Origin of the sequence: Promineifilum sp. (SeqCode), assembly GCF_041918635.1 — a bacterium.
Taxonomy (GTDB): Bacteria; Chloroflexota; Anaerolineae; order Promineifilales; family Promineifilaceae; genus Promineifilum.
Map to the genome: position 1 here is coordinate 1 of NZ_JAYRVJ010000639.1, position 2001 is coordinate 2001.

Annotated in this window: 2 protein-coding genes and 1 pseudogene; all 3 read right to left on the bottom strand. The window is 70.0% G+C overall.

Translation table 11 applies throughout. From position 1 onward, the window contains the following. A partial coding sequence (locus ACE3UY_RS18780) for an N-acetyltransferase family protein (protein WP_374689011.1) occupies positions 1-476 on the bottom strand: 476 nt, incomplete at its 3' end. A gap of 91 nt (positions 477-567) precedes the next feature. Further along, complete coding sequence (locus ACE3UY_RS18785) at positions 568-1752, bottom strand: aspartate aminotransferase family protein (RefSeq protein WP_374689012.1); 1185 nt, start codon at positions 1750-1752, stop codon at positions 568-570. A 44-nt stretch (positions 1753-1796) separates the two neighbouring features. Further along, positions 1797-2001: pseudogene (locus ACE3UY_RS18790) on the bottom strand (acetylglutamate kinase); the annotation flags it as partial.

Here is a 2001-nt window from a genome sequence, read left to right on the forward strand (position 1 = left end):
CGCCGCTCCACCAGCAGCGTATCGCGCCAGACGCCGTGCAGTTGGGCCGGCCGCTCGCGCCGCCCGATGACGCGGAAGCCGCACGCCACATGGAGCGCCACACTGGCCTCGTTCTCCGGGAAGATGCTGGCCTGTAGCGTCCAGACGCCGGCCGCCTCCGACGCCTCGACCAGCGCCGCCAGCAGGGCGCGGCCCACCCCCCGCCCGCGCGCCGCCGCGGCCACGTAGACGCTGACCTCGGCCACGCCCCGGTAGACGGCGCGGGCCGACACCGGGCTGAGGGCTGCCCAGCCCACGACGCGCCCCTCCTGACGGGCGGCCAGCCGGCAATCGGGCCGGTGGGCCGCGTCCCAGACCGGCCAGTCGGGCGCGACCGTCTCGAAGGTGGCCTGGCCGGTGGCGATGCCCTCCTCGTAGATGGCGCGCACTGCCGGCCAGTCGTCGGGCGTCAGGGGGCTGATGCTGAGGTCGGTCATTCTTTAGGGGCCAGGTTCCAGGGGCCAGGTTCTAGGGTAGAGCGCTCTTCCCCTGGAACCTGGCCCCTGGAACCTGGAACCTTTCTTCTGCTTAAGCCTGCCCCACACACTCGCTCAAGATGGCGACGGCGTCGTCAATGTGCTCCGGCGTGACGATAAGCGGCGGGGCGATGCGCAGTACCTTGTCGCCGGCATTGATGACCAGCAGCCCCCGCGCGCGGGCGGCGGCGAGGATGGGCGCGACGGGCACGTCCAGTTCCACGCCGACCAGCAGGCCCGCCCCGCGCACGTCAACGATGTGGGGGCTGTCCAGCGCGCGCAGCCGCCGGCGCAGATAGTCGCCATTGGCGGCGACGGCGGCCAGGAAGTCCGGCCGGGATACGCGGTCGAAGACGACCTGGGCGGCGCGGCAGACGACCGGCCCGCCGGCGAAGGTGCTGCCGTGCTCGCCCGGCCCGATGGCCGCGGCCACGTCCTCCGTCACCAGGATGGCCCCAATGGGCAGACCGTTCGCCAGCGGCTTGGCCAGGGTCATCACGTCAGGTGTGACATCATATGCCTCGTGCGCCCACAGGCGGCCGGTGCGCCCCAGTCCGCACTGCACCTCGTCAAAGATGAGCAGCGCGCCGTGCTCGTCGCACAGCGCCCGCAGGCCGCGCAGAAATTCGGGCGTCGCGGCGTGGATGCCCCCCTCGCCCTGCACCGGCTCGACGATGACCGCGCAGGTGGCGTCGGAGATGAGCGCGCGCGCCGCGTCCAGGTCGTTGAACGGCGCGAAGCAGACCCCCGGAACCAGCGGCGCGAACGGCTCGCGGTAGATGGCCTTGTAGGTCGTCGACAGCGCGCCCATTGTCCGGCCGTGGAAGCTGCCGCCGAAGGCCACGATCTCGTGTTGGCCCTCGCCGCCGCGCGCCCTGGCCCACTTGCGAGCGAACTTCAGCGCCCCCTCGTTGGCCTCCGAGCCGGAGTTGGTGAAGAAGACGCGGTCGGCGAAGGAGTGCTCCACCAGCCGTTGGGCCAGCCCGACCTGGGGGATGGTGTGGAACAGGTTGCTGACGTGGGTCAGCGTGGCCGCCTGCTCGGCCACAGCGGTGGCTACTTCCGGGTCGCTGTGCCCCAGCGCCACTACGGCGATGCCGGCCATGAAGTCGAGGTAGCGCCGGCCGTCGGTGTCATAGAGGTAAACCCCCTCGCCGCGCTCCAGCACCATTTCCGCCCGCCGGTAGGTCTGCATCACGTAGCGGGCTTCGTCGGCGATGATTGATTGTTTGTCCATGTGCATTCTCCGAAGTGTTAAGATTAATGGTTAGTCGTTGGTTGTTAGTGAACTGGTCTACTGAATATTGTCCCTCCGCCGCCGCGCAGTCCGGCCAGATCCACAATCCGCACCTGCGGAACGCCGTGTTCCAGGGCGTCGAGCGCAGCGCGCACCTTGGGGATCATGCCGCCGCTAATAACGCCATCGGCGATGAGCGCCTCGGTCGCTTTGGGCGACAGGTGGCGCAGCAGTCCGCCGTCGGCCAGC